Below are 23,874 nucleotides of genomic sequence, written 5' to 3'. Positions count from 1 at the left end.
CTAACCCTTCTGCGAAACATATTGCCGCTGTAGTTCACCAAAACCGCCGCTGGCCTGGGCTTGATGATATTCAGCAATGCCCTCGTCGAAGGCTTGCCTTGCAAGCATACGAACGTGCGCATCCCCATTCGCGCCGTCGATGTTGACGTTGAATTCAACCCGGCCCTGTTGACCACGGCCACCGCCCTTGGCACTCCCGTTCCGATTCGCGGCCATTTCGATGGAACGACCATGGCTTCGGATAACATCGCCGCCGCGCAGCTTACGCAGCTCCGGACCGCGCTCGCCAACCCATGCCCAGCCTTCCGGAGCGTTTTCCGTGCCGTCGGCAAAGAGACCGATATAGCCACCTGGATTTGCCGCGAGATAATTGCCGGCCGCCCCCCATCCGGTAGCGCCGCCGAACAGCTTGCCGAGGAAAGAATTGAATAGACCACCGCCACCGCTGCCAGGAGAGGCAGACAGGGCCGGTGCAGCCGGAAATTGCGACAGGGATTGCCCAAGCTTGCCAAGGCCACCGGCAAGAGACTGTGCGGTCTGGGTCGCGCTGCCCGACATCTTGTCGAGAGCGGCCGCAGCCTTTTCCGCCCCCACACCTATCGGATTCGCGCCCGATAGCCCCTGCCATTTGCCGACGCCAGCCGCCTTGGCGCCATACCAGGCACCCCAGCCGCTCCTGGCCGCGTTGTCCAAGGCAAAGTCGACACCAGCACGAGCATTGGCCGGGTTGGCAGGGTCGAGCCCTGTCTGCCTCATGAAATCGTTACCCAAACCGGTCGGATATCCGGTCCCAGCGCCGCCCTTGAGAAGCTGGAACGGGCCATAGGAAGGTTCGCGAATGCCGTTCTTCATGGCGTTGCTTTGCCATACGCCGGGCGCGAGCCCCTCGGAACGGGCGACGCGAAGTGCGGTGTCAGGATCAATTCCGCGCGCAGTAGCCGCTTGCTGAATGTAGCCGGCCATTCCCGTCAGATTGGGCAGAGGTGCGCGCGTGACCGCGCCCTTCGCGTAATTGTCGTTGCTGGCGGCGCCAGCACCAAGGAAGGCGGAGAGCGTCGTGTTCGCTGCGAAGCCAGCGCCGCCGCCAAGGCCCGCGCCTGGCGTCTGTCCGGTCAGCGCAGAAGCAATCCACGTCCCCAACCGGTCGAAGATGTCACTCAACTGCTTGTCCATCGACGTCGTCAGCGCATTGAGGATTGATTCCCCAAGCGCCTTGCCGACGTCGCCACCGTTACTCAGCAGCTCGGATTTGAAATCGGTCAGGAAGCCGACAGCGAGGCCTTTCGCGTCTGCAAACCTGGCGAGGTCGCGCATCTGCTGCGCTGCCGGCGAATTGAGGTCGACCGCCAGACCGGCCCCCTGCTGCCGTGACGCGATCGCCTGGTCCTGTGTCGAGCGAAACATCTGGTCTCGCTCGAATGCAAGATCCTTCTGCAGCTTGGCCTTAGCAGAGGCATCGGCGAGCGCGGACAATTCCGCCGAGTTGGCGCGGATCGCTTCGGCTTCCTTGCCGTAGAGATCGATGCCGAGCTGGCGGATCTGCTGCTCCGCCTTCAGATTGGCAATGGCCCGGTCATGAACCGACGCGCTTTCACCAATCAGGGCAAGCTCGGCCCGCTGGAGTTCGAGGCTCTGCTCCTGCCCAAGAATGGCAGTCTGGGCCGCCGTGAGCGCGCTTAGCCGGCCGTATTCGGCGGCCTGGGCGCGGATCGCCGCAATTTGCGCCGGGCTCAATTCGACATTCTTGGCAATCGCGGCGTTCAAGGCATCCTGTTCGAAGCGAAGACTGGCGGCTGCTCCACCGACCAGGCCGAGGCCGTTGCGTTCCTGCTCCATCTGCAGAAGGCGCGCTTTGCCAGACTTGATCAGGTCGTCGTAGACCTCAACGTAGCCTGGCATGTCGTCGATGCCACGGAATTGGGGAATCGGAATGTTGCCGCCGGCGAAGGTCGGTCCGCCGACACCGCCGGCATCATTGAACGTCTTCTTCAGCGCTTCCTGGAGCTTTTTGGCGCCGATTTCTGTCAGCTCAAGGTTGGCCCGCAATTCTTTGATTTTGTCATTCAGCGGGCTTTTATCGAGAAGCTCTTGGGTTCTCGACAGCCCTGAAATGTCATCGGGCAGTCGGACAAAGGGGATGCCGCCATTGATGCGAGGATCCGCGAAGCCCTGTCTTTCCAAGTCCATCCTGGTCGACACGGGGTTGGTGCTATCGAAGGGGTTCCAAGGAGATCCAGGGTCGCCAGCTAGGATGTCGCGCTGGAGATGGAGCCCTGCGATTGCGAGTTCGGACTGCCGCGCGGCGATGCTGGCCTGCTGCCGTTTCTCCTCGAGCTCAAGGAGCTGCTTCTTGGCGTCGAACTCCCGCTTCGTGTCGGCGATAATCTGATCTGTCATCGTCCTATGGACGTCGCCAGTTGTCACAATGGACTTCGAGTAGACGTCCTGAATGCGCGACAGCTCGCTGATCTGAGACTCCAGCGCACCGAGGGGTGCGGCCTGCTCGGCGAGCGCGGCCGTCGTTTTATCAATGCCGAGCGAGGCCTCGGCGGAAAAGCTGCCAATGAGCTTATACGCGCCGTAGAGCGCGCCGGCCGCCGCGATCCATGGGCCGGCCGCCCGCGCTACGCTTCCGAGCAGACCGATGGAATCTTTCCACAAGGCGTTCAATCCGCCCTGTCCGGCGTACAACTGCGCAATTTGCGGGCCCTGCTGCGCCAGGATCATGGCCGGGTTCATTCCTAAGGCGAGGCCCTGGCCGACATCGAAAGCCTGGTAGCCAAGGTTCTGCCGGCGGAAGCCGGAGCCAGCTGTGCCAGCGTTGTCATTGGCGACCGCCATGCGATTGAGCGCTTCGGTGTTGCGCGCCGCAAGCGAGGTCTGCGAGGCGATTCGCGTGTTCACGGTGTCGATCACCGCGCCGAGCCGGCCGAAGCCTTGGGCTGCAAGATCGGTCCCATTCGCCACCAGGCCGAGCTTGGAGTTCATGCCTGCATAAATCTGCTCGGCCTGCGCTGCATCAACCTTGCCTTGCTCAAGCATGCGATTGAGTGATCGCAGCCCGGTTTCGAACCTCTGGGCGGTGCCGTAGCCATCGATGAATTGTTTAGAAAGTCGCGCCAATGGATCGCCGGCCCGCGAGACCTTTCCCTCCAGATCGGTCATGGAGACCGCAACCATTTTGTTGCCCGCGGAAAGCTGCTGCTGCGCCGCCGCCATCTGGTTCGCGCCCTGGACGAACTTCGAACCGTCGAGATCCGCTGCGACGCGGAGCGTTGAGAGTTGGATGGTCATGTTGCTCCATTCCTGAACGTGCGGTAGCGTCCCGGCTTTCGGTGGGAGGTTTTAGTGACTGCGATAGTCAAAGGTTTCGGCATGATCGGCGTCGTATGTGGCGCCATCTGCATCGCTATGGGGATAATCTCCTCATCCCTCCACTTGCAGCTTGATCCAGCATTCTGGTTGATCGCCGGGCTGTCTGGTGTAGTCACAGGTGCTGCCCTTTATTGCGTTGGGCGCGCGATCGATCTGTTGGATGCGATCCGAGACATCCAAGAACGACAACTTTCAATGTTGCGTGATGACCGCGGCAAAGCGTCAGGCAGATAGGGTACCGATTAGTCCTCCTTCTGTTTCTCGGCCTGATACTCCAGCCATTCTGTATCGATGGCGGTCATGAAAGCGTGAAACCGCTCGAAGGCCTCGCCCTCGATGCCGTAGCGCCTTGCATAGGCATCATAGGCTAGAAATCCGATCGGCGATTCGCCGCCCATCGCGCCATACTGCCGGTCGAAGCGGAGCGCCTCCCATGCCCGCCAGTAGAAATCGTGCCAGTACTCGGCACGGGCCTCTTCAGGGCGCGTCGGGACCTTTTCCTTTGGAAGTTCCCGTGGGAACTCGGCCGCGATCTTCGCCAGCCACTTGTCCTGGCCATTCCGCTCGAGGTCGTAGCGGAAGGCCGCCGTTAGTTTTTTGTTGCGGCCTGGACGAACTCGACCTTTTTCTTGCCGACACGGCCGGCGCACCAGAAGATCATCTGACGCATGACGCGATGCTCTTCGGCAACAAGGATCGTGCCGACCAGGTCGGGCGAATATTCAACGTCGAGGCCCTTCCAGCCGAGCAGGAGATGCTCGACTGACAGCTGGCCTTCAACGCGCGCCTGAACGTCTGCTGGCACCTTGTCGTCGGGATACTCTTGCTTCAGCTTTTCCAGCATGCCCTGACGTGCCGTCACGTAGTCTGGATAGTTCGTCGACCGCACCAGAAATTCGAGCCCGGGCAACGGCGACATCTCGTATGGCTTTTCCGGGTCGAGACCTGGCCATTCCTTGATCGGGATCCAGTCGCCTTCGCGTTCCTTCGATAGGTCAGCGCTCAGGCTGGCCAGCTTGATTGTCATTGATGATGTCCTTTGTCGGAAGGAGGTTATTTTGAGGGGTGGTGAGGGGCAGGCGCAGGATGCGGTTGCCGCACTTGCAGGATGGCATCGTCGCGGAACTCGCCTTCGACGAATATCTCTCCCATGATCTCCAGATGGAGCATCGTAGCGGTCTGGGCCGCGTTGAGGTCGAAGGAGATGCGACAGACGCCCTTAAGCGGCAACCCGTTCATCTCCACGGTACAGTCATGGAGTCTCTCCCCCACGACGATCTTGAAGTTATTCACACTTCTCTCCTGTCGGGGAGTTGGAGGATCGGGCGGCTCCGACAAGCCGCCCGCCTTCTGCGCAGAACCAGTCCCGGTGTCGGCCGGGAACTCTGATCAGACGAAATATTCCAGGCGATCGATGATGAGATGCGCCGAGGTCAGTTCATCCTTGGACGCCTGGCCAACGAGCGGGAGAACGGTGTCGGTATTCTTGGCCGTCGCCGATGGGGCACCGTCGGTGAAGGTGATACGCGGGATCGCAAAGATGATTGCCTGGTTGTTCTTGGCGATGCGCGTGTTGATGTTGCTCGGCGTCCCGGCGAAGAGCTTGGTCAGCAGCGCGTCCGACCCGAAATAGGTTGGGGCGTTTATGGTGACGTCGAAGCTGCCCTTGCCGATGTCGACCGGGCCTATCGTCTCGTCGCAGTCCAGCGCGTTGATCATGCGCAGATTGTTGTTCACGCTGATCTGCAGCGACTGCATCCAGTTCGGCGAACCAAGACAGACGCCGTTTTCCGCGATCCTGCCGACGTTGACCGCCGCCGCCATGACGGCATTCGTTGTTGCCGCATCCGGCGCGCTGTCGAGCGACGTCGTCGAAGCCTGGCCGCTCATCCCGGAGAACGTGAACGTGTATTTCGCCTTGTCCTCGGTCGTGAAGTTGAACTGGCCTTCGCCGGCGACCATGCCGCGCTGTGCAATATAGGTCGGCACAGCTTGGCCCATGAAGCCGCGCTCGATCGTGCAGCTCTTGGTGTCGACGCCGTTCTTGATCTGGTCACCGAAGAACACCTGGATCGTCTTGCCGGTACCGACATCAGTCGCCCAGCCGGCCGGCAGGTTATCGAGCGTCAGTTTGGCGGCGGCGATCGCCGTGATGCGCGCCCAGGCGTTGCGGCGGGCGATCGCGCCGGCGGTGACCAGGAAGGCGAAGCTGGTGATATCGGCGGTGCCGCCGATCTTGACCCACTGGCCGACGCGCAGGCCGAGCGTGGTGAAGTCGAGCAGCGTCGAGCCGAGACCGTCAGCGAGGGCCGTAATGTCGGCCGCGGCGCCCATGAAGCCGACAACCTTCATGCGCGCTGTAGCAGGAGGCGCGGCTTCGGCGACAAAGCCGGCGCCAAGGAATGCCGGAACCGTCGCGCTGCCGGTCGTGCATTTGAAAATGCCATTGTTCGCCGACGGGGTGAAGCCGGTGAAGCGCACCAGCTGACCGGCTACGAATGCGGCGCCGGCGGTCACCGTGGCGACGTCAGTTGTGTCGGCCAGCGCGGTGATGACGGAATCGGCGACGCCGTCATTATCCCGGAACGGCGTATTCAGCCAGGTCGAGCACATCAGCGTCTTCAGCCAGGTCGACAGCGGCGATTCATCGACCGGAAACGAGAGCTCGCCATTGATCGGACCGCTGTTGGTCTCACCGATCTTGATCGGGTCCGAGTTCATCCGATCGTCACGGATCTCTTCCGAGGTGCCGAAGGTCGGGCGAAATGCCAGGGTTTCGCCCGTGAAGCGCGCCGTGCGCATGCGCGGCGTGACAGGCGTCGTGCCGAGGGTGACTTCCTCGACGACGGTCATGCGGGTGCGGTTGGAATCCATTGGAGGCTCCATCGATGGGCCGCCTCAATGGGCGGTCGGGGTTGATCGGATGAGAGGAGGCTAGTCCGCCTTGGAAGGATCCTGCTTTTTCGGCTTCGCCGGGTGCGGCAGCTTTTCGATGTAGCCGGCGTCGGCCAGGCCATCGAAGCTTTGCGGCGACAGATCGTCCTGCGACGAGACGCGATCGCCTTCCTTGAACCGGCGCAGGCGCGTCGGGAATGCTTTCAGCACGAGAGCCATCATTCGTCCCTTTCAAAATTCACGGTTGCGGTCATGGCGTAATAGTTGGCAAAGGTACGGCCGGGATCGCCGGCGCCGATCGAGGCATCGCGGAATGTGACGCTGTCGATATCCTGGCCCCGGAACAGACCGACCAGCTGCTTCGCCAACGTGCGCGCCCGGCGGCTGCCGGTGTTGTTCGGCGTCATGACATGCAGATAGACTTGGCCGGCCTCCCGCCAGAGGTTTTCGTCCCGCAGCTCGGCCCCGATCGACACCTGATCGAAGAAATCCCCAAAGACCTCGACGTAGATGAACTCTGTCGGCGTGTCCGGCAGTTCGTAGGGATCGTTCTCGAACACGACATCGGTCAAACCGCCCCATTGATCGGCGATTTGCTGAACGACGACGTCGAAAGCTTCAGGACTGGCCATCAGAGCGCATTGATCAGGATAGAGGGGTAGGCAATCGGACTCCCAACCGCATATCGCCGAGTGCCACGTTTCAGGCGGTAGGGGATCTGCGCATGCAGGCCGGCCCGTATGTTGAGGAATTTGGCCTCGAAGCTGTAAGCACCTCGGAATCTGCTCCCCATTAAGCGAGCGGCGCCCTGGAAAAGGCGCTGTTCCGGTATGCCCAGATAGCCCACCTCAGCCTTCCTCACCGTCGGCATGAAGTTGGTGATGATGATCTCCGCGTCCGGCCTGATTTTGCTGAAATCTGTCGCCACCGCGCGTCCGCCCGCGATGACGATGAACGACGAAGCTAACTTTCCTGATCGCCGCGGCGACCGCTTTTGCAGTTCGGCCAGGGCCGCATTGATAACGAGCGGCCAATTGACGAATTCATAGACGATCGGGCCAGGAGCCTTCACCGCCTCTTCCGGCGCATTGTGGACGCCGTTGACATAGCGCTCATAGGTCGGGCTCGCGATCCCTTCTCCGATAACGCGCTTGAGCTCCTGCTTCGCAAAAGCCGCCAGCGCCTTGTCGATCGCCTCCGGCTCTATGCCGGCCGTGGCAAGCTTCAGGTCGCGCTCGAAGAATTGGAAGCCAGCCATCTTTGTCAGCCGCGCTGGCTCACGTGTGCTAGGCGAGACGGCATGGAACGCTCGTATTGCCCGATCACCTCAAGAGCACTGTCATACGCGATCTTTCTAACGTGCTCATCGCCAAGCAACCGACCGCTGCCGAGATAGACCTCGCAATCATCAACGCCATTCACGACAGGCGGAAGCGACTTGCCCAAGAGATAGGAAACGCCCGGAGTAACGGCGGTATGGGCTTCGGCTCCGGCCATGGCTGCATAGGGCGATTTCACAGGGGCAGCAATCGCGGCAACGGCAGCGAGCGGTGAGAGGCCAAGGCCTGCGAGGAAGGAACGTCTGTGCATGGTAGCCTCCGTGAGAAAACGCGGCATCAGCCGGCAACCGTCAATTCGACCCGCACCAGGACGTTCTGGACCCGGATATGCTTGGCAAACTCGACATTCCTCACCTTGGTGTCCTGCACGATCTTGTCGCCCTTGCGGACAGGCAGTGAGAAGCCATGGTTGATGTCCGTCGGGCTCAGGATCACTCGAGACCAGGTCTGATCGATGCTGCCGGTAAGCTCTTCCGGCCGCAGAGGCCGGATCGAAGCCCTGACGTCGACATCGAACGGGATCTGGATCGCATTCGGACCCAGCGTCAACCGGCGAAGCTTCGCGTCTTCGCCCGAATCGAGCAGCGCGGCGTCGAGATCGGCGATCAGTTCGGCAGGCGTTGTCATGCGGGGAGCAACATCGTGAGATCGTCTGTCGCGAGTGTCACCTGCGGCAACGGATGCCGAGTTGTTGCAGTCTCAAACCCACCAAGATGAAATCGCACCCATTGGATACTGAATTCCGCAGGAAGACCGTCAACGTATCCCCATTCCGGCCTTTCCCAGTTACGGACACGCGGCGGAACCGACCAAGGCCACCGGAGAAACAAAGGGACGGCGGCCACTGGTGACGTTACATTGATAAAATCTCGCGTCGTCACCTGGCGTGGATCCTCGCCGAAAGCACGGTGCTGCCGGCATAGGTTCCTGTCGAGACCACTTTCAGCCGGACGCGATCGCCGAGCACGATACCGGTTGCTGCCGTGTCGTCGGCAAGAGCGCCATCGGTCGGTGTCTGTTCGACGCCATCAGGCTTCAGGCGCCGCGCACGCACCTTGCTCGCGGTCGCACCGGCAAAGCACCATAGATCATTCCACGTCGTTCCCTGATCGAGCGAGGTTTGAAGGAATGCCTTGATCGACGCGCCGCCACTGCCATAGGCGAGCCGCAGCTGCACATCGATTTCAGACACACCGGCGAGATCGTCGATAACATCGCCGATCTGCGTTCCTGCCGCAGCAACGGCAAAATCGCCGAGCGAGTAGAGGCCAGGATTGTCCATCATGCCACCATCATGTTGCGGAAGCGGGTGAGCTGGCCGGCGACGATGTCGGGCACCGCGCCTTCATTGGATTGACCGGGGACCGAGCCAACCCAATAGCCACGCTCGACACGCCGGACATCGGGGATATCGACGACTTCGGATTTCAGTGATGGATCGCGTTTCTGCTCCAGCCAGGACAGGCGGAAGAAATCAATCGCCGCCATTTTCAGATCGTCGGGGACGGTCTCGAACCCGGCGTCGTAAACGACGACGACCTTTCGCGCCGTCCACCATGTCGGATAATTGCTGCAGAGCTTGGTAGCGATGCCGGATTCCGGATCGACCATGTAATCGGCCGCCAGAAGCGTCACAGTATCCTCGACGATGCTCGCGATCTCGACGTCATGCCGGCGCGACAGGACGAGGCTTTCGCCGCAAGCCTGATATATCGTCTCGGTCAGGGTCTCGCGGCGCAGCGTCGGCGGGTTTCTTGGCCCGATCGCGATATTGCATTCCGACATGATAGCCGCCGCGATGCGCCGCTCCATGGCGCGCAGCGCTTCATCCGAGCCCGAGCCGGTCACGCCGGCAGCAGCCCGCATCTCTTCGATCGTCAACAGCGCCAGATCGGCTGCCGCCGTCGTGATGGTCAGGAGACGATGCATCGTTCACCAGTTGATGTCGGATAGCCGGCCGTCGAACCCGTGACGGACAGGAATCGGGAAAAAGGGAGCAAGTATTTCGATATCGCCGTTGTCGAAGCGCAGCGGCGGAACCTCGGCACGGCGCTTCCGGACAATCACGCTGATGTTGTAGGGCGGGTAGCCTAGCCCACTTGAATACGGCGCAGACACCCTTGCATCCCGGCAGTCAAAGCCAGCGACGATCAGGTTGTAGAGCAGCATCCCGGCGTTCCATGTCGTCAGGTGGCCGCCGACGACGTCAGGCTTTGCCGGCGGGACCGTAATAGCGAGGACACCGCCTGGTCGCAAATCGCTAAAGCACAATTCGAGAAACCGGCCGACATTCGGCTGATGCTCGAGGACGTGGCTTGCCCAGATCGCATCAAACTCGGATGGCACATGTGCCGCGCAATAATCGCCGATAAAATCGGCAGGCGGCTCCAGAGATACCGTCGTCACATCCTTGCCGGCAGCCCGCATGATGCGAGCGTGGTCACCGACGCCGGAACCGATATCGAGGATGCGCCGAACGTCGGCGTATTCGAGCAACCGCGCCAGTGCTTGAGAAGCGCGGACCGACCCGACGTCGACCCTGGTCGGCGAAACTGCATTCAAAGCATCGTCTCCAGATCGGCGGCATGAAACTCCGTCAGCGCGCTTCCTGGCGTCGCATTGAGGATCCGGCAGTCTGCCTTTATTGCTGCCTTGTTCCACCCAGCCCAGGCCGGCAGGAAGGTCGCGGCGTATTCACAGGCCGTGCGCGCAGCATGTTCTTTCGTGTAGAGCGGCCGGTCTACATGGTAGTGCGTCATGCCCGCGGCCTCTCGCATGTCGAAGCCGAGCAGCACGACGGTGGCCGCGCCCATGGTGACGGCAAGGGATACCGCCGTCTGACCGCTGCTCCGGCCCGCCTTGATCGGGGCATGCCCTACGGGGAAATCTGGCCGCTCCGCGATTTCGACGCGCAGCACTCGCTCCGGGGCGGCCCGTTTTGCATGGCGAGAGGCGGTGACGACTTGACCATTCCAGCCGTCAACGAGCGCACGGTTCCGATCTTCCTCGAACCACGAATTGTCATGGAAGAAGAGGATGTCGGCCCACGGAACGTCATAGCCGGCGGAATTGACCGCGATGACGCGCCGGCCGGTCAGGCGGGTGAAGTCGAAACCGACGAGGCTCGGGCCTCCGCCGACAACGAAGACCGTCTGGCCCTGGAATATCGGTTCCGGGGCCCAGAACTCTTTCGGCGAGATCAAATTCAAGCCCTGGGCCGGCCCATCCTGCCGCTAGACACGCCGCCCTGAGTGGCGACAAGCTTCGACTTAGCCTCTTTTGCGTCTTCCGCAGCTTTCTTGTTTGCAGCGGCTTCAGCCTCCTCGTCAGCCTTTTGCTTGGCAGCGATCTCCTCGGCGCTTGGCCCGATCACCTCACCTGTCGCCGAAACGGTTTGGGTTTCGCTCGCCGCTGCACGGCTAGAGACAGAAACTGCTACGCCACGAACAGTCCAGTGATCGCACGAGCCCTGAGACATCTCGTAGACCTTGCCTGCCTCGAACTTCGTCCCGGTACCGTCCTTGACGATCCGGTCCTCAAGAAACTTCACCTTCGGCATGACGCCAATCCTTTATAATGGGGAGCGGGAGGCGGGGCCAAAGCCCCGCCATGTGGTTTGACGCTGATCAGTCGGCGATCATCGACGGCAGCGTTGCCGACGCGTATCGCGGTTCGTGGCCAAGATAGAGCAGGCAGCCGAGCTGGGCGTTGGTGCCGACGTCGGAGATCGAAGCGCGAATGCAGTCGAAGCCGCCATCGACGTCGAGGTCTTCAGCCTTGACGTCGAGCACCCAGATCGCCTGCGCTTCCGCAGAGGTTGCCTCCGTATAAGTGTTGCCCGCGGCCTGAATGACTGTGGTGAACTGGCCGATCGCGAACAGATCGGCGCCCTGCTTCACGTCGATACGGGTGAAGTTGAGAGCCTTCGCGCCGGTACCGGCAACCGCAGTCGCCTGTTCGAGCGTGAGCGTCGGGTCGTCGCCGGCGGTACCGGCAGCCTTGAAGAACACTATGGCCATGCGGCCGTAATTCTTCAGGCTGACCCAGTCCTCGGTCGGCGCAGTGGCCATGCTAACGGGCACGAATCCCGCCGCGATCTGGAGCTTTTCCAGGATGTGCTGGTTCATGGGAGTGTCTTTCTCAATCTAGGCCGCTCTGCGGCGCGTGATGGGAAGGAGACGGGGCCAAAGCCCCGTCAGGATGATCAGGCGCGCTCGTCGAGCGTGACCGCCCAGGAGCGGGTCGTTGTGCCGTTTTCCGGCGTGATGACACTGGACCATGCCGGCATGCCGTTCAGCCGGAAGATGAAGCGGAACGTGGTGAGCGCCTGGTCGAAGAAGAGGTGGATCGAGGTATCGGTTCGAATACCTGCAGCCTTCTTGAGCGCCCAATACTGCTTCATGTCGACAAGGATGATGTCGCCTTTATCGCCCAGCGTCGAGCACGCCTCCATCGGAACGACCGGGCGACCCTTGAGCGATGCGTACGGGGATGCAGACGCCCCACCTGCCGGCAGATAGACGGGAACCTTTGAGGAAGCGGCCGGGTCGAATGCCATAGATTCGAGCTGCGGCTCGATATCCTGGTTGATCAGCCATATCGCATTGCGGCGCCATGGCGCATACATCCTCGCCCACATCTTGTTGATGTTGGCGAAATAAACGGTGTCTGCCGGCTGCGAAGTCTCCTTCGCCACCGAGATGTGACTTGGTGCGTTCAACATCCCGAGCGGCTGGCCGACACCGGAACCGCGGATGAATGCTGTATTGATCTTCGACGCCATCTTGGCAGGGGCCTTGGCGCGAAGCCAAGACTCCATTCCGATCGCATCCTCCAGGAGTTCATCGCTCACCGGAACGAGTGCGGTGAGCTTGACGAGCCGATGGGTGGCGGTCTCGAACACGCCCTTGCTCTGCGTGATAGATGCGCCCTCGCCCTCCCAGTATACCTGCACGCCGCCGGTCGACTGCCACGGCGTGGTCTCGTCCTTCGGGATAGTCATGCTATTCGTGCCGGTCTTGAGTTCTTCGGCGCGGTTCAGCAGGCCCTCTTCCGCTTCGACCTTGACCATGATCTCGCGAGAGAATTCCGGCGGCACCAGGAATCCGCCATCCGCGCCAGTCCCTTCGCTTCCAAAAGTGGTTGCTGCATTCATCAGGCGCTGATCGGGCTGATTGCCTTGGATCGAGCCGCTGCGGACCGAAGCAGCGAAATCACCAAATGACCGGAAACCACCGCGCGGATCGGCGTTGCGAGGATTGGCTGGGACCTTCCGCTGACCGCCGCCTGGCTCATTCTTGTTCGTCGGCTCCGGCGTTGTGCGGCGGCCTTGACCTTGCGGCAGAAGCGCCTTGCGGGCGTTGATCTGCTTTTCGAGCTTCTCGGCCTCCGCAGCATTGGCCTCGATGGTGGCGAGGTCCTCCGCCGAAATGTCTTCGTCGGCCTCGTCGGCTGCGTCGACGAGAGCCTGGGAGGCGTCGATCAGTTCCTGACGACGCTCTTCGAGGGCTGTGATGGCGCTCGCCGCATCCATCGTAATCGGGCCGAAATAGGCGCCGCCGGCAATCGCGGCGCTTGCGGAGAGCAGGCCAATTGCGGCCCGCACAACGTGCTTGCTCATCTCTCTTCCTTTCAGGAAAGCGGCCTCGGCCGCATTGAATGCGCTTGGCCAAGGCGCGATGGGGCCAACACCGGCAGACGCCGGAATTTCGATTACCGAGCGAGGGCGGCGATCTTCGCCAGAGCCGCGGCGCGACGCGGCAGCAACTGCGTCGGGAGGTTCTTGAAACCGGCGGCATCCCTCACCGAGGCAGCGACCTGGAGGTTTGCGACCATCTTGTCGGCGAAGCCGTGCTCGACCGCTTCCTTGCCCGTGAACCAGGTCTCATCATCCATCCACTGTTTGACCTTGGTCGCATCCTTTTTCGACCGGGCGCAGTACGTGTCGCAGATGGTGACGTCGACCTGGTCAAGAAGCTCGGCGGCGCGACGCAGATCCTCTGCACCTCCTCGGGCCAGCATTCGGCTGTTGTGGATCATGAAGAACCCGCCCTCGGAAATCTCAATCTCGTCACCGGCCATCGCCAGGAAAGAGGCTGCTGATGCCGCGAGCCCGTCGATGTGGGCGATCACTTTGGCCTGATGCTGGACGAGCAGCGTGTACATCGCGCGGGCATCCATCACGTCGCCGCCCTCGGAGTTGATCCGCAGATCGATCGTCTTGATCCCGCTGCCGAGCGCCTTCAGGTCTTTCTGGAACTGTGCGGCGCTGATGCCGTCATCCCAGAAGCTCATCCCGATCGGGCCATAGACGTAGATCTCTGCCCTGTCGGCGCCGCGGGCGACAATCCGGTATCCGTTGGACGTCGCCTTGGCGCCGCCTATCTTTTGAACGCTCATGTCCGTCCCTCTCTATTGCAGCGTGAGAACGCGAAGCACGATACCGTCGCTGAGGACAATCTCGGCTTCGTAGATCCGTCCGAGATCGGCGGTTGCAAGGCTAGCCGGTCGGAGATTGACGATCTCCAGTGCGGCGCCGACCGGACCCTGCTCACCGCGCTCGCCGGGGTCACCCTTGATGCCGCGCGGGCCTTGCGGACCGATTTCACCGCGAGGCCCCTGCGGCCCGGCAATGCCTTGCGGTCCGGCTTCGCCTTGGTCACCCTTCGGGCCCATAGGACCGGACGGACCAACGTCGCCGGCCTCCCCCTTCGGGCCTTGCTCTCCCTGCGGTCCAGCCGGACCGACATCGCCTTGCAAGCCGCGTTCACCCTGCGGGCCTGGCGCCCCAGGCAAGCCGTCGCGGCCATCGCGGCCGACAGGCCCCTGCTCGCCTTGATGCCCGGGCTCGCCCTGAATGCCTTGAGGGCCGATATCTCCCTGCGACCCCCGAGGACCGATTTCGCCGACTGGACCGGCAGGCCCGGTCGATCCTACCTCACCGGGTTCCCCTCTAGGTCCGGGAATGCCCTGCTCGCCACGGAGACCCTGCTCGCCCTTCGGCCCGACCGGGCCAATAGGGCCGGCCTCACCGAGCGGGCCAGCTTCCCCGCGCGGCCCTGGTTCGCCACGCTCGCCGGGATCGCCAGCGGGTCCGACCGGGCCAATAGGGCCAGCCTCACCGAGCGGTCCAGCTTCCCCGCGCGGCCCAGGTTCGCCACGCTCGCCGGCATCGCCAGCGGGTCCGACCGGCCCCATCTCCCCGCGCTCACCTTGCACGCCCTGCGGACCAGCGACACCAGGCAAGCCATCACGTCCGTCGCGGCCGAGCGGCTTCTGTTCTAGCGCCACGAGACGGCGGGCCAGATCGGCCATGCCGTTCCAAACCGCGACAAGTGCGTTCTGCGGCTTCGGCTGCGGAGGGTTGCCGGTCGCCCGAGCCAATATCACCTGCTTAGACATTGGCCGGCTCCGAAGCAAAGATGCGCTCGAACGCCTCGCGCGCATCTCGAGCCGCAGAATCCTCTTCCAAGGGAGGCCCGCCATTGTCTCCGATGCCGCGAGCGGGAGCGGGATTCTGACCGATGCGATCGAGAGTCGTATACGTCGAATTCATCGTGTGGATGTCGCCGATCGCGCCGATCGTATTCTCGTCCTCAAGTTCTAGGATCCTGTTCGGCGAATAGGCGCCGACCTCGCGCATCAACTTGTAATATTCGCCGCGCGTCTTCTGGTCGCCGCGCATGAGGGCCCGCATGTTCATCTTGGTGTAGAGCCCCTGCCGGTTTTGGCCGAACAGCTTGTAATCGGCTTCATCCTCGAAACGCTTTACCCAAGGCGAAACGCTATCGACGACGACCTCGATCGCCTGGTGCTCGATGTTGGAAAACGTTGCCCGCAACAGGTGCATCACCTTGTGCGGCGGGACACCGAACCATCGGCAGATTTCCTCGACGAGATACTGGTGCACCTCGATGAGCTGCGTTTCCTCGGCATTGAGGCCGATCTTCTCAATATCGGCGTCATTGTCTGTGTGCGCGGTGCGATGAGCCCGAGCTGGGCCTTTGTACAACTGGTCGAATTCGGCGCGCTGCTTCTCCAATCCCTTCGGGCTGAGTGGCTTTTTGTTCTTGACGACGACAGACGGGGTCGAGCCGTTGCCGAAGAACGTGGCGCCGAAAATCTGCGCCGCCTTAGCCCAGCCGAGCGACTGGGCGGCATAGGCGATGACATTGACGCCAACCGGACCCTCCCCGAAACCGCGAAGGTGAAACATATCCCTGGCCGCCATCTCGATCTTGCCGCCGGCGCCGTTGCTGACCTCGTAGAACAGCTCGCCGGCATCGATGTCGCGGAAAACCTCAACGCGATCCGGATGAATTGGCCAAAGGGCGAATGGACGGCCCAGCTGGTCGCGCTCGATTTCGGCATAGCCGTTGCCCCAGCGGAGCGCCCAATGGGTAAGGGTCTCACGAAACTGGAAAGAGGACCATTCAGGATTCGGCCGCTTGTTGATCAGGTAGTCGACGGAATTCTTTGACTGGATCTCCGCACCTTTGACGCCGTCTTTCATCGCGTGCCAGGGCAGAACCGCGACCGTCTGGGACAAGTAGCGAAGGCACGCCCAGACCGTCGCGATGGTGACGGCGGAATCGGGCGTGATCGAAACGCCGGCAAGCGTTCGCGATCCGCCCCGCACGCGCTGTGCGTCGGGATGGCGCGGCTCGCTCGAAACGCGCTGTGCGAGGATATCGAACCCTCGCGCCAAGCTGTTCCGGAGACCATCGAACATCAGTAAAAGTCCTCGTCTGCGGTTTCTAACTGCCGCTCGAATTTTTCGCGCATCTCTTGCCACCGCGGATGCGCAGGATTGGCCAGGATTGCCGCCTCTTCGTCATTGGAAAGCACCTCTTCTGCAGGTGCATCCGCATCGTTGTCGGCCAGTTCGTCATAAACAGAGCGGCCAGCTTCGGGATTCGTCACCATGACCGAGACGGCGTCGAACAGCGCCATGGCGGGATCAATCTTCGCATCGCCAGCGTTTTGCTTGGTGGCGCGAATCGCCGTGGCCGTCGGCTCGATTTTGATGTTGCTGACACACCAGTTCATGAGCTGGCTGGGTTGGTGTTTCAGCGTGCCGTTCGCGAGCTTGCGCTCGGACGTCTTGATGGCGTTCATCAGCTTGTAGCCTTGGCCGATGCCGACCAGGTTCTTATTTTCCTGCGTCACACCGATGAGGGCCAATGCATCCGCCAGCTCGCCGTATGGCCCTTCGGCATCGATTGCGACGGCGGCAAGCAAGCCAGCCTCAAGGATCTTCGACACCAGGACCAGAATGGCCGCGACATCCTTGGGAAGCATGAGTGCTTCGCAAGGCTCGAGCAGCGTCACCAAGCCAGCGACGTCGACGAACTCATCGTCGATGATCTCGATCTCGCCGAGGTTGGCGAAATCCAGCAGCCGGGCGGCGATCGTCTGCCGCCTTTCAAGCACGCTCTTGTGGCACCAGGCCTTCGACACCGCCAGCCAGGTCTTGGTGCCCTTCTCGCGGCCGAGCGCGCTGGCGCCGAACAGATCGTCGAGGCCGCCGCCGTCGATGCCGACGACGATCACCTCCGAGCGTTCGATCAGGCTGTCGAGGTCGAGCTCTGGTTCCTCAGCTACGGCCCAAAATTCAGCGCCAGCCCAACCGTCAGATTTCAGGCCGATGCCGATCTCGATGTTGAGATGCTGGCTCGCCCAGATGCGAATGTCTTTTTCGCCCTTCGACCGCTCCGTTTCCCAATCGCGGGTCAAACTGTCGATGCGCATCGAGCGGCCGAGGTTCGGCATGACCATCGGCCAATATTTCGGATCCTGCCATTGCACGGGATCTTTAGCGATATCCTCAGGAAACTCGTAGAGGATGGGCAGCATGGCCCTGATGTCGCGGCCACGAAACTTTCCATCGCGGATCTTGCGGGCGGTGATCAGCTCATCGCGGAACGCACCGGCCGGCGGTTCGTCGCTCTGCGTCGAAATGATCATGAAGAACCCTTCCGCGTTCTTCTCCAGGCCGCCTCGGATCTGGCGGATGACCTTTGCGGCGTGCGGGTTCTTGCCGAGCAGGTGGAGCTCGTCGAGCAGCACCACGACGGGCATCGCCCCGGTGATGATCTTCACGTCGAAGGTTTCGACGCGCATGACCGACTTGTTCAGGAGATCGTGGATCTCCTTGACGTGGCCCTTCAAGTCGAAACGCTTGCTCAGCTCGACATCGTTTTCGATCATGCCGGCAGCCTGGCTGTAGGCGCGCTCGGCAATCGCTTGCGTCGGACCGACAAACATCATTTCCGCCCGCGGGCGAAGGTTCATCAGCATGGCGGTGACCATGAGGCCGCCCGAATAGGTCGTCTTGGACTGGCCCTTTGGCACCAGCGCGAAAACTTCGCGGATCATCCGCTCGTTAGTGGCCGGGTCGCGAGAGCCAAAAACGGCGCGGACGATGTCCCGATACCAGGGGCCAGCGGCGTCGCGCAGCAGCGGCAGGCCAGGAACGTCTGGCAGGCGCAACGCGTCGAAGAACTTGACCGCGATGTCCGCCTCATCCTCGAACAGGTCGAGGTCGGGGATCAGGGACTGGCCGGACCGAATGCGGTCTTCCCAGTCGACGCAGCTCAGATCCCACATCGTCGGCTAAGCGATTCCGGCCGCCTGATCGCCGTGCATGCAAGCTCGTGAACAGAAGATGCCGTTTCGACTTTCTCCCTTGCGCGCCGCTACGCCTGGGCGATGCGCCAGGAAGCTCGTACCGCAGTTTTGACAAATACGCGTCCGGCTTGCACGGGAGGCTTCGATACGTGCTGAATCTACGCCAGTCGCGCTTAGTTCTCCAAGCCGCCGCTCAGCCCTAACCCGGATTTCCATCGCGTCGATCTCAAGTTCGCGGTTCTGAGCCTGACGTGCATAGGCACGCATGGCTTCAGCTCGGTTGGTGATCTCCTTGACCTCGTCGATCGTCTTCGCCTGCGACACGGCGCGGCAGGCCGCCTCATACTTGACCAGTTCCATAGAAGCCTCCATCAGCGCCCGGTCAGCCACGCCCAGCGCGAGTTACACAGGGGAATGCGAGATCGCATTCACCGGGGCCGATGGAGCCCAGATGTTTCGTCTCGCGCTTGAACCTCGTGGCTGCGAGGCATCAATCACGACCGGCGGAGGTCGTCAGTTCATCGAGTTGTCCGTATTGCCCTGGCGCCTGGCCATCAATTCGCCGAGCGGCGTCTCGGTATCGGGAGCCTTGGCGCGCAACAGCGCCTGCTCCTTCTTCCCCAGCTTGGGAGCCTTCGTTTCGTGGCCGGCGATGATGCCGTGCGCCATGAGATGCGATGACATCATGTCATTGCGCTCGATCATCTTTCCGAGCTCCTTCAGAGCGGCGACGTTTCCGCTGTTCGCCTGCTCCATCGCCAGCTCGACGCGCCGGGCATCGAGCCTATCTCGCATGGCGTCTCGCTTCTTGAGTTCGGCTTTAAAATACTTCTTTACGGTCGCAGGCGAAGCGTCGATCGCATTCGCCATCCGTGGGATTGTCCAGCCCAGCGCCAGCAACAACTTGATTTTGTTGCGGTCTCGTTCTGTCACTTCGTACGCTGGCCGGCCGCGAGATCCGTAGCCTGGTCGTGATGGGTGACCGAATAGGTCCAAAATTTCGCTCATCGAAAAAGAAATCCCTGGCTTAGCCCCAAGCGGTTCGGACCCCATGAAGGCCCTAGAGATTTCACCCCCCCTCCCCCATCAGGGTCGGGCGGCCATCCTCTTGGCCCGCTCGGCCAGCGTCTTCTTGGTGTGCGATGCTCCGCACCGGAGCATGATGTTGCGCTTGTCGAGCGGCGCGCCGCCGTCCCTGAGCTCGACCACGTGGTCACCGAACACGCGCATGCCTGGTCGATGGGTCCTGCCATCGCATTGCGGGTCCTCGCATCTGCGACCACGCTCGGCGATGATCTCTGCCATCAGCTTGCGCCACTCGGGCGACAGGTAGAACGCATCAGCAGTCTTGGGTGCGACCTTGACCGTGCGCGTGTCCATGGTCCGGATCGCCGGCGCCATCATCTTCAGCTTTGCCACTGGAATCTTATCCATTGCGGGGAAACATGGGGCCGCGCCCTTAGCTTCACCTGGGTCCGCTGGCGCTTCCCTCGGCTACTGCCGGGTGCGACTCTGTCGGATCATCCTGGGTCGGATTCGCTATTCCAGTTTGGTGACTTGTGCAAGGTCGAGCTCGAGCGGCGTTGCCCGACCGAATAGTGACGCCTCGACCTTGATGCGCTCGGCATCCCCGAGCACCAGCACGATAGCCTCGAAGGATGCGAAGGGACCAGCGTCGATGCTGACCCTGTCGCCGACCTTGAGCGCGTTTGTCAGCACCTCTATAGCCCTCGGGTTCTTCTCTATAAAGGTTTGCAATTTAAGGATTTCTGCAGCCTTCAGCGGCTTCGGATTGTCCGCTCCACCAAGCACGTCTACTACGCCCTTGACCGTCTTGAGCGCCGCCCATGTCGCAGGCGTGGAGACAACGCGCACGAACACATAACCAGGCAAAGCGGCCATCAAGACGGGTTCGGAACGCTGCTTCTTGCGGTCGCTCCGCCGTGGCGGCAGCACCGATTTGATAGCCATCCAGCGTTCTACATTGGCATCGTCGAGTGCCTTATCCACAGCTATGTCGGTCCTCTCCTCGACGCGCAGCACGTACCAACGGGCCTCAGGACCATCCATACCGGCTGCAGCAAGCATCGCCCGCTCCCGGCGCCGCAGGGCGATTCGCTCATCGCTCTTCTGCCAGGCATAGTCGATGTTGATCGGATCGCCCTTGCTATCGAGCCAAGCACGCTCCACGTCACTCGGCCGCTTGCTGTGCATCATTGGTCCCTCGCACCGCTTGTCGAAATGCTTCCAGTCCTGCCGGCCCGCCAGCCGGGAAATACACGCCGCGCATCGTTCCGGGATCCGGTAGCCAAGGCCAGCCGCGCAGGTCGTGTTCGAGCTTCCAGGCCTTCCAGACGTCGCTGCCTACCGGCACGAACTCACACAGCTTGCCGAGGCGTTCTTCCGCGGGGCCGAAGCCGTGAATGCCGAGCCCGCGCGTCTCGGCTGCCTGGTGCAGCGCGTTGACCATAGGCCACCCTGCCCGCATCCGGTTGCCCTTCTCCAGGGTTTCCCGGTCCAGCCTGCCGTTGGCGATGGCGCTCTCTTCCCAGCCCTTCAGCGGCGCAGGCGGCGCCTTCGGTCCGGTGACCAAGTCGCGCATGCGGATCGCCGCCCATACCGGCCCGAAGGCCGGCGCATAGGCCGGGTTCTCCGGTGCTTCCGGCTTAGGTCCAAGCCGCTCCCAGCGTTTTTCCGAGAGATACACGCCGAAGGCGCAGCGCCCGCCGGAAGCCTTCTCGGCGGCGAGATAATCGGCCATGCGGTCGGCCGCCACCTCGCGTTCTTCCGCCGTCAGCGCCATCGCCGCGGCGAGCGCGGTCTTGCCGCTGTCGGCGATGAAGGTCGGCCATGTCGGGTGAATGCGCTTCAGCCAGCGCTCCACCGTTTTTCGATCTTCAGGTTCGCGCTCGCGCTCTCTCTCAACAGGTTCACTTACCGGTTCCCTTACAAGGTTAGGCGGCAAATTCTGCCGGTTGAAACTGTCGGAATCTGCCGGTTGAACAGGCTCGATTTCGCCGGTTGCGGCGGGCTCGGAGCTACCGGCAGAATTTGCCGGTTGAAAGTCTTTCTCAAAGCCCAGCCGGTAACGGTTTGAACCGCGCTTGCCGTTCTCGCGGACAGCGTCCCAATCGATCAGGCCGCGCTCGCGCAAATGGGTGAGCTGATCGCGCACGGCACGCTCGGCAAGGTTCGTCTTGCTGCAGATGTAGTCCTGGCTCGGGAAGCAGCCGTTGACCGGATTATGGCAGTCGGCAAGCACCATCAACACGGCCCATTCCGAGGGCTTCATGTCGCGATGCAGTTCGGGCTGGTCGAACGCCCATTTTGTCGCGGCGTGGCTCATGCAATGCGTTCCCAAGACAGCTTGTTTTCCATCGGGGCCTTGTCGACGCGCGGCCTGCCCGGACTATCCCAAGACCTGCCCTTGACCTCGCCGACCAGGCGGAACCCCGCGGCGACGAGCGACGTGCCGGGCTCGTGCGCCAGCGTATAGGTGCCGACACGGCGGTAGCCGAGCGCGAAGCTGGCGCGGCAGGCAGCGCCGTAGAGGAAGCTGCAGGCGTTGCGCGTGCCGTCCGTGGCCAATCGGGTGATTTCCAGCGTCCAGCCATCCTGCCGGCCGCGCGCGACAGGTCGGCCTACGATCACCACGCCCACGATCGCGTCGTCGAGCACAGCACCGAGCGAGAACTTGTGACCAACCACCACCTCGTCGAGGTGCCGGTGCACTCGCCGGACGAAGGCATTGGCCTCAGCAAGTTCGATCGGAATCCGGTGAAGACCGCTCATGCCGGCACCGCCACGTCGAACAGGTCAGCCGGCCGATCCCCGGCACGCGGCGGCGACTTCGCCGAGCGCTGATAGCCTTCGAAATCGGTGTATTTGTAGAGGTATCGGTTAGCCCAGCGCGCCAGATCGCGAAGGCTCTGCTCCGACCAGTCGAAGCGGACATGCGCGCGCCGCTCAAGGGCATTCAGCTTCATATACGGCTGAACGTGCGGCTCGCCGCCCCATGCGATCACCTCGCGCACGCGCTCGATGCAGGCCGCCATCGGTTCGTTGCCGACCAGCACGTAGACCCGCTTTTTGCGCGACGGTACATCGCGCAGCATGTGCATGACGCGCTCGACGAATGGCCGCTCGGCCTGGTCGTCATAGGCGAAGCGCCACGGCCCGACATTGATCGTCGACCAGCGCGCGAAAACCTCGTCGTCGAAGGTGCGCGGCTCGAAGCCTGAGTTGGCGTCCATAAGCGGCACGCCAGCAGCGCGATAGCGGCTGATGACGTGATCCTGAAAGTCGGCCGGCAGCGCCGACAGGTTGTTGTCGCAGAGCACAGGCCGAACCGGAAAATCCGGAATGAGCGTGAACGTCTTGCCCTCGAGCTTCGGCACGATGCAGAACCAGCATCCGACCGGGCAGCCGCGGCTGGCGAAGGTCGCCATCGGATTGTGATGCACGACCGCATCAGGGATCGAGCCACCGATCTCGGCGACATCGGCAAGGAAATGCTTGCGCGTAAAGATGCCAGGCCCGCCGGCGCGGACCTTGTAGCCGGCCGCCTTATACCAGCAGGCGCGCTGATAGGCGTCGTTTAGCCGCCAGGTAAAGGCTACCGACAGATACGCGGTGTCATCATCAGTCCACTCAGCGAGGCCGCCAGACCAATGGCCGATGTCGAACCCTTGGCTCATGCCGCCACCTCGCAGTGAAGGCCGCACTCAACGTCGTATTCTTCGTCGTCGGCGGAATCGAACAGGCTTGGCGTTTTGCGAACCTGACCGATCAGATCTTCCACACTGTCGCGCTTGTCGAATTGTCCGCCGGTAGCAAGCTCTCGTGCTGCCCACCATGCAGGCACAACCATATTGTCGCGAATGATGCGCTTTCGTATCCCTTTCCCTTTGAGGAAGCAGAAATCGCAGTTGCCCTCCCAAGCGTGCAGGCCGAGGTCGAAACCTTGCGGCAGCGGGTGCCCCAATCGTCTCGCGTCCAGGTTCTCGCCGAGCCAGAAGCGCCAAACATCGGCTTTGCGCACCTTCGCCTTTGCCAAAGGATAGGTGACGGAACGACCGGATTTTGCCGCCCTTTCCATGCCGCTGAAAATGCGAAGGCCCTCGTCGTCTCTCAGGCCGATCACCTCTTCGTAGCCGCCCGGTTCAAGCCCGAGTTGGTGGCGCATCAGTGCAAAGATCGGCAGAACCTTGAGGTATTCGGTGCACCACCGCTCATGCCCGTTTGGCAGCCGCTGCTTGCTCTCGATCAACGCCCGGAATGGCTCGCCGCGCTGTGATGCGCTGTTGTAGCCGACTTCCTCGAATCCTGGCGTCCCCTTGCGCCACTCCACCCAATGGATACGGACGCCCCATCGCGTCTCGCATTCGTGGACAAAGCGCAACGTTTTCAGGTGCTCCTTGCCGGTGTTGGCAAAGGCGACAATCACGTCTTCGGGAAGCGTGCCACCATGCGCGCGCAGTATCTCATGCAGCATGAAGGCGCTGGTGCGCCCGCCAGAGAACGAGATCAGCGCGGGGCCGGTGATCAGGTACGGATTCGTCATGACGCCGGCGCTCATGCTTCCCCCTTGACACATAGGGCCAATGGTCCTACACAATCAGCATCGAAACCGGAG

Annotated in this window: 30 protein-coding genes; 1 reads left to right on the top strand and 29 read right to left on the bottom strand. The window is 62.0% G+C overall.

Going from position 1 to position 23,874, the window contains the following annotated elements; translation table 11 throughout:
* Nucleotides 1-3,294 (bottom strand): phage tail length tape measure family protein, encoded by a 3,294-nt coding sequence (locus tag AC0L2A_RS04070; RefSeq protein WP_473607658.1) that lies wholly within the window; start codon nt 3,292-3,294, stop codon nt 1-3.
* A 54-nt stretch (nt 3,295-3,348) separates the two neighbouring features.
* Between AC0L2A_RS04070 and AC0L2A_RS04065 the strand changes: the two genes are divergently transcribed.
* Nucleotides 3,349-3,609: a hypothetical protein gene (locus AC0L2A_RS04065; RefSeq protein WP_473607656.1), complete on the top strand. Its 261-nt coding sequence runs from the start codon at nt 3,349-3,351 to the stop codon at nt 3,607-3,609.
* An 8-nt stretch (nt 3,610-3,617) separates the two neighbouring features.
* On the opposite strand, the gene AC0L2A_RS04060 is transcribed toward AC0L2A_RS04065, so the two are convergent.
* The 28 genes from AC0L2A_RS04060 to AC0L2A_RS03925 all read right to left on the bottom strand — a co-directional run bounded on the left by AC0L2A_RS04060 (nt 3,618) and on the right by AC0L2A_RS03925 (nt 23,817).
* Nucleotides 3,618-4,025, bottom strand: a complete 408-nt coding sequence (locus AC0L2A_RS04060; protein ID WP_473607655.1) for a phage tail assembly chaperone — start codon at nt 4,023-4,025, stop codon at nt 3,618-3,620.
* Nucleotides 3,965-4,402: a hypothetical protein gene (locus AC0L2A_RS04055; RefSeq protein ID WP_473607654.1), complete on the bottom strand. Its 438-nt coding sequence runs from the start codon at nt 4,400-4,402 to the stop codon at nt 3,965-3,967. The genes AC0L2A_RS04060 and AC0L2A_RS04055 overlap by 61 nt, the downstream gene beginning before the upstream one ends.
* A gap of 26 nt (nt 4,403-4,428) precedes the next feature.
* Nucleotides 4,429-4,668, bottom strand: coding sequence for a hypothetical protein (locus tag AC0L2A_RS04050; RefSeq protein ID WP_473607652.1), 240 nt, complete (start codon nt 4,666-4,668; stop codon nt 4,429-4,431).
* A 96-nt stretch (nt 4,669-4,764) separates the two neighbouring features.
* Nucleotides 4,765-6,249, bottom strand: coding sequence for a phage tail tube protein (locus AC0L2A_RS04045; protein ID WP_473607651.1), 1,485 nt, complete (start codon nt 6,247-6,249; stop codon nt 4,765-4,767).
* 60 nt (nt 6,250-6,309) lie between these two features.
* Nucleotides 6,310-6,480 carry a hypothetical protein gene (locus tag AC0L2A_RS04040; protein ID WP_473607649.1) on the bottom strand — a complete coding sequence of 57 codons (171 nt, stop codon included), beginning with the start codon at nt 6,478-6,480 and terminating at the stop codon, nt 6,310-6,312.
* Between the two features lie 8 nt (nt 6,481-6,488).
* Nucleotides 6,489-6,902, bottom strand: a complete 414-nt coding sequence (locus AC0L2A_RS04035; protein ID WP_127319339.1) for a hypothetical protein — start codon at nt 6,900-6,902, stop codon at nt 6,489-6,491.
* On the bottom strand, nt 6,902-7,528 hold the full coding sequence (locus AC0L2A_RS04030) for a hypothetical protein (protein ID WP_473607648.1): 627 nt from the start codon (nt 7,526-7,528) through the stop codon (nt 6,902-6,904). Before AC0L2A_RS04030 ends, AC0L2A_RS04035 begins: the two co-directional genes overlap by 1 nt.
* 5 nt (nt 7,529-7,533) lie before the next feature.
* Complete coding sequence (locus AC0L2A_RS04025; protein WP_473607647.1) at nt 7,534-7,860, bottom strand: hypothetical protein; 327 nt, start codon at nt 7,858-7,860, stop codon at nt 7,534-7,536.
* A gap of 26 nt (nt 7,861-7,886) precedes the next feature.
* The gene (locus tag AC0L2A_RS04020) at nt 7,887-8,237 is read right to left on the bottom strand and encodes a hypothetical protein (protein WP_473607646.1); all 351 of its coding nucleotides are present in this window, start codon (nt 8,235-8,237) and stop codon (nt 7,887-7,889) included.
* A 250-nt stretch (nt 8,238-8,487) separates the two neighbouring features.
* Nucleotides 8,488-8,895: a hypothetical protein gene (locus AC0L2A_RS04015; RefSeq protein ID WP_287121437.1), complete on the bottom strand. Its 408-nt coding sequence runs from the start codon at nt 8,893-8,895 to the stop codon at nt 8,488-8,490.
* On the bottom strand, nt 8,892-9,539 hold the full coding sequence (locus AC0L2A_RS04010; protein WP_473607645.1) for a hypothetical protein: 648 nt from the start codon (nt 9,537-9,539) through the stop codon (nt 8,892-8,894). The genes AC0L2A_RS04015 and AC0L2A_RS04010 overlap by 4 nt, the downstream gene beginning before the upstream one ends.
* Nucleotides 9,540-9,542: 3 nt before the next feature.
* Nucleotides 9,543-10,172: a class I SAM-dependent methyltransferase gene (locus AC0L2A_RS04005; RefSeq protein ID WP_473607643.1), complete on the bottom strand. Its 630-nt coding sequence runs from the start codon at nt 10,170-10,172 to the stop codon at nt 9,543-9,545.
* A complete protein-coding gene (locus tag AC0L2A_RS04000; protein WP_473607642.1) occupies nt 10,169-10,819 on the bottom strand; it encodes a hypothetical protein in 651 nt (216 codons plus the stop codon). Before AC0L2A_RS04000 ends, AC0L2A_RS04005 begins: the two co-directional genes overlap by 4 nt.
* Nucleotides 10,816-11,169: a hypothetical protein gene (locus AC0L2A_RS03995; protein WP_473607641.1), complete on the bottom strand. Its 354-nt coding sequence runs from the start codon at nt 11,167-11,169 to the stop codon at nt 10,816-10,818. Before AC0L2A_RS03995 ends, AC0L2A_RS04000 begins: the two co-directional genes overlap by 4 nt.
* Nucleotides 11,170-11,236: 67 nt before the next feature.
* A complete protein-coding gene (locus AC0L2A_RS03990) occupies nt 11,237-11,737 on the bottom strand; it encodes a hypothetical protein (RefSeq protein ID WP_473607639.1) in 501 nt (166 codons plus the stop codon).
* A 77-nt stretch (nt 11,738-11,814) separates the two neighbouring features.
* Nucleotides 11,815-13,230 (bottom strand): phage major capsid protein, encoded by a 1,416-nt coding sequence (locus tag AC0L2A_RS03985; protein WP_473607638.1) that lies wholly within the window; start codon nt 13,228-13,230, stop codon nt 11,815-11,817.
* 92 nt (nt 13,231-13,322) lie between these two features.
* Nucleotides 13,323-14,009 carry a head maturation protease, ClpP-related gene (locus AC0L2A_RS03980; protein WP_473607637.1) on the bottom strand — a complete coding sequence of 229 codons (687 nt, stop codon included), beginning with the start codon at nt 14,007-14,009 and terminating at the stop codon, nt 13,323-13,325.
* 12 nt (nt 14,010-14,021) lie between these two features.
* Nucleotides 14,022-15,011: a collagen-like domain-containing protein gene (locus tag AC0L2A_RS03975; protein WP_473607635.1), complete on the bottom strand. Its 990-nt coding sequence runs from the start codon at nt 15,009-15,011 to the stop codon at nt 14,022-14,024.
* Nucleotides 15,004-16,341, bottom strand: a complete 1,338-nt coding sequence (locus tag AC0L2A_RS03970) for a phage portal protein (protein ID WP_473607634.1) — start codon at nt 16,339-16,341, stop codon at nt 15,004-15,006. The genes AC0L2A_RS03975 and AC0L2A_RS03970 overlap by 8 nt, the downstream gene beginning before the upstream one ends.
* The gene (locus tag AC0L2A_RS03965) at nt 16,341-18,218 is read right to left on the bottom strand and encodes a terminase large subunit (protein ID WP_473607633.1); all 1,878 of its coding nucleotides are present in this window, start codon (nt 18,216-18,218) and stop codon (nt 16,341-16,343) included. Before AC0L2A_RS03965 ends, AC0L2A_RS03970 begins: the two co-directional genes overlap by 1 nt.
* A gap of 6 nt (nt 18,219-18,224) precedes the next feature.
* The gene (locus AC0L2A_RS03960; RefSeq protein WP_473607631.1) at nt 18,225-18,599 is read right to left on the bottom strand and encodes a hypothetical protein; all 375 of its coding nucleotides are present in this window, start codon (nt 18,597-18,599) and stop codon (nt 18,225-18,227) included.
* A gap of 153 nt (nt 18,600-18,752) precedes the next feature.
* Nucleotides 18,753-19,139, bottom strand: coding sequence for an AraC family transcriptional regulator (locus tag AC0L2A_RS03955; protein ID WP_473607630.1), 387 nt, complete (start codon nt 19,137-19,139; stop codon nt 18,753-18,755).
* A gap of 186 nt (nt 19,140-19,325) precedes the next feature.
* A complete protein-coding gene (locus AC0L2A_RS03950; protein WP_473607628.1) occupies nt 19,326-19,658 on the bottom strand; it encodes an HNH endonuclease family protein in 333 nt (110 codons plus the stop codon).
* Nucleotides 19,659-19,778: 120 nt separating this feature from the next.
* The gene (gene nusG, locus AC0L2A_RS03945; protein WP_473607627.1) at nt 19,779-20,456 is read right to left on the bottom strand and encodes a transcription termination/antitermination protein NusG; all 678 of its coding nucleotides are present in this window, start codon (nt 20,454-20,456) and stop codon (nt 19,779-19,781) included.
* Nucleotides 20,431-21,585 carry a helix-turn-helix domain-containing protein gene (locus tag AC0L2A_RS03940; protein WP_473607626.1) on the bottom strand — a complete coding sequence of 385 codons (1,155 nt, stop codon included), beginning with the start codon at nt 21,583-21,585 and terminating at the stop codon, nt 20,431-20,433. Before AC0L2A_RS03940 ends, nusG begins: the two co-directional genes overlap by 26 nt.
* Entirely contained in the window at nt 21,582-22,031 is a 450-nt protein-coding gene (locus AC0L2A_RS03935) for an XF1762 family protein (RefSeq protein ID WP_473607624.1), read from the bottom strand. The genes AC0L2A_RS03940 and AC0L2A_RS03935 overlap by 4 nt, the downstream gene beginning before the upstream one ends.
* A complete protein-coding gene (locus AC0L2A_RS03930) occupies nt 22,028-22,936 on the bottom strand; it encodes a hypothetical protein (RefSeq protein ID WP_473607623.1) in 909 nt (302 codons plus the stop codon). The genes AC0L2A_RS03935 and AC0L2A_RS03930 overlap by 4 nt, the downstream gene beginning before the upstream one ends.
* The gene (locus AC0L2A_RS03925) at nt 22,933-23,817 is read right to left on the bottom strand and encodes an adenine nucleotide alpha hydrolase family protein (RefSeq protein WP_473607622.1); all 885 of its coding nucleotides are present in this window, start codon (nt 23,815-23,817) and stop codon (nt 22,933-22,935) included. Before AC0L2A_RS03925 ends, AC0L2A_RS03930 begins: the two co-directional genes overlap by 4 nt.
* Nucleotides 23,818-23,874: the final 57 nt, after the last annotated feature.

It is taken from the genome of Mesorhizobium sp. WSM4844, from assembly GCF_055811775.1.
Note: the sequence above shows the minus strand (reverse complement) of the source record. Positions and strands in the feature narration are given on the sequence as shown.

What these genes read in the sequence shown, in the direction of transcription:
- AC0L2A_RS04070 (WP_473607658.1), bottom strand. Translation starts at nt 3,294, where the DNA reads ATGACCATCCAACTCTCAACGCTCCGCGTCGCAGCGGATCTCGACGGT.
- AC0L2A_RS04055 (WP_473607654.1), bottom strand. Translation starts at nt 4,402, where the DNA reads ATGACAATCAAGCTGGCCAGCCTGAGCGCTGACCTATCGAAGGAACGC.
- AC0L2A_RS04045 (WP_473607651.1), bottom strand. Translation starts at nt 6,249, where the DNA reads ATGGATTCCAACCGCACCCGCATGACCGTCGTCGAGGAAGTCACCCTC.
- AC0L2A_RS04035 (WP_127319339.1), bottom strand. Translation starts at nt 6,902, where the DNA reads ATGGCCAGTCCTGAAGCTTTCGACGTCGTCGTTCAGCAAATCGCCGAT.
- AC0L2A_RS04030 (WP_473607648.1), bottom strand. Translation starts at nt 7,528, where the DNA reads ATGGCTGGCTTCCAATTCTTCGAGCGCGACCTGAAGCTTGCCACGGCC.
- AC0L2A_RS04025 (WP_473607647.1), bottom strand. Translation starts at nt 7,860, where the DNA reads ATGCACAGACGTTCCTTCCTCGCAGGCCTTGGCCTCTCACCGCTCGCT.
- AC0L2A_RS04020 (WP_473607646.1), bottom strand. Translation starts at nt 8,237, where the DNA reads ATGACAACGCCTGCCGAACTGATCGCCGATCTCGACGCCGCGCTGCTC.
- AC0L2A_RS04015 (WP_287121437.1), bottom strand. Translation starts at nt 8,895, where the DNA reads ATGATGGACAATCCTGGCCTCTACTCGCTCGGCGATTTTGCCGTTGCT.
- AC0L2A_RS04010 (WP_473607645.1), bottom strand. Translation starts at nt 9,539, where the DNA reads ATGCATCGTCTCCTGACCATCACGACGGCGGCAGCCGATCTGGCGCTG.
- AC0L2A_RS03995 (WP_473607641.1), bottom strand. Translation starts at nt 11,169, where the DNA reads ATGCCGAAGGTGAAGTTTCTTGAGGACCGGATCGTCAAGGACGGTACC.
- AC0L2A_RS03990 (WP_473607639.1), bottom strand. Translation starts at nt 11,737, where the DNA reads ATGAACCAGCACATCCTGGAAAAGCTCCAGATCGCGGCGGGATTCGTG.
- AC0L2A_RS03985 (WP_473607638.1), bottom strand. Translation starts at nt 13,230, where the DNA reads ATGAGCAAGCACGTTGTGCGGGCCGCAATTGGCCTGCTCTCCGCAAGC.
- AC0L2A_RS03980 (WP_473607637.1), bottom strand. Translation starts at nt 14,009, where the DNA reads ATGAGCGTTCAAAAGATAGGCGGCGCCAAGGCGACGTCCAACGGATAC.
- AC0L2A_RS03975 (WP_473607635.1), bottom strand. Translation starts at nt 15,011, where the DNA reads ATGTCTAAGCAGGTGATATTGGCTCGGGCGACCGGCAACCCTCCGCAG.
- AC0L2A_RS03970 (WP_473607634.1), bottom strand. Translation starts at nt 16,341, where the DNA reads ATGTTCGATGGTCTCCGGAACAGCTTGGCGCGAGGGTTCGATATCCTC.
- AC0L2A_RS03965 (WP_473607633.1), bottom strand. Translation starts at nt 18,218, where the DNA reads ATGTGGGATCTGAGCTGCGTCGACTGGGAAGACCGCATTCGGTCCGGC.
- AC0L2A_RS03960 (WP_473607631.1), bottom strand. Translation starts at nt 18,599, where the DNA reads ATGGAACTGGTCAAGTATGAGGCGGCCTGCCGCGCCGTGTCGCAGGCG.
- nusG (WP_473607627.1), bottom strand. Translation starts at nt 20,456, where the DNA reads ATGATGCACAGCAAGCGGCCGAGTGACGTGGAGCGTGCTTGGCTCGAT.
- AC0L2A_RS03940 (WP_473607626.1), bottom strand. Translation starts at nt 21,585, where the DNA reads ATGAGCCACGCCGCGACAAAATGGGCGTTCGACCAGCCCGAACTGCAT.
- AC0L2A_RS03935 (WP_473607624.1), bottom strand. Translation starts at nt 22,031, where the DNA reads ATGAGCGGTCTTCACCGGATTCCGATCGAACTTGCTGAGGCCAATGCC.
- AC0L2A_RS03930 (WP_473607623.1), bottom strand. Translation starts at nt 22,936, where the DNA reads ATGAGCCAAGGGTTCGACATCGGCCATTGGTCTGGCGGCCTCGCTGAG.
- AC0L2A_RS03925 (WP_473607622.1), bottom strand. Translation starts at nt 23,817, where the DNA reads ATGAGCGCCGGCGTCATGACGAATCCGTACCTGATCACCGGCCCCGCG.